The organism is Roseibacillus persicicus (assembly GCF_014651675.1).
Lineage (GTDB): Bacteria > Verrucomicrobiota > Verrucomicrobiia > Verrucomicrobiales > Akkermansiaceae > Roseibacillus > Roseibacillus persicicus.
In genome coordinates, this window is sequence record NZ_BMXI01000066.1 from 1 (window position 1) to 942 (window position 942).

2 protein-coding genes are annotated in these 942 nt (G+C 52.5%); both read right to left on the minus strand.

The features are described from left to right. Positions 1–578, minus strand: a 578-nt coding sequence (locus IE099_RS20930) for an IS3 family transposase (RefSeq protein WP_229809634.1), incomplete at its 3' end; no start/stop codon positions are given. Further along, positions 575–895, minus strand: coding sequence for a transposase (locus tag IE099_RS20625; protein WP_189574745.1), 321 nt, complete (start codon positions 893–895; stop codon positions 575–577). The genes IE099_RS20930 and IE099_RS20625, both read right to left, overlap by 4 nt. Positions 896–942: the final 47 nt, after the last annotated feature.

Sequence of the window (942 nt, forward strand, 5' to 3'; positions counted from 1 at the left end):
CTACCTCGATCACTGTGAAAAATGAGAGAGGAACCTTTTCGTTGCCGCGATACGAGCGCTTGGTTGAGAGCATCGCAAACGAGGTCGGCACGCATGTGGCTGGCCAAGGACCAGCCAACGATTCGGCGCGAGTAGAGGTCGATAACGACGGCAAGATAGCGCCAACCTTGTGAGGTCGGGATATAGGTAATATCTCCAGTCCAAACCTTGTTAGGTTTGCTCGGCAACTTCTGCCCTCGCAGAAGATTTGGGGATGGTTTGTCAGCACGTCCATCACTGGTGCAAGGCTTGTAGCTCTTGGGCTGGATAGCAAACAGACCACGCTCCTTCATTAGGCGTCGAACTCGTGCGTGCGAACAGACCAGATTCTCGTCGGCGAGGTCAGAAGCAATGCGACGGTAGCCGTAGCAACGTCGATTAGCCTTGAAGATAGCTTCGATTCGGTTGCCTATTACGAGGTCTCGGCACTGGGTCGGAGTAGGCGTTTTGGCAGCATGATAGGAGCTGCGAGGCAGCCTCAGAACTCGGCAAATTCGGCGAGTAGATGCTTTGGTTTTTTCTTGGATGGCGCCAATCATGAGCCGCCTTTCTTTGGTGGATTTGAGGTGCCGAGAATAATTGCCGCTTTTTTTAAAATGTCGTTCTCGATTTGAAGGTTGGCGACCTGGCGGCGCAACAAACGCAACTCGTCTGCTGCGCTCCGGTCGCCTACGGCTCCCTCCACTCCGCAAACGAGTTGCGTTTGTTTTTCGGCTTTTCGACGCCAAGAGTATATTAAATCAGGCCCGACTTCGAGTTCGCGAGCGACAACATCGACGGGCTTTCCAAGTGCAACAAGTTCAAGTGCTTGAGCTTTGAATTCTGGAGAGAAGCGTCTGCGGGATTTCACATTCATATTCTATTCGTGGGTTAGCGAGTGGTCCAGAATTCTCGCGCACTTCA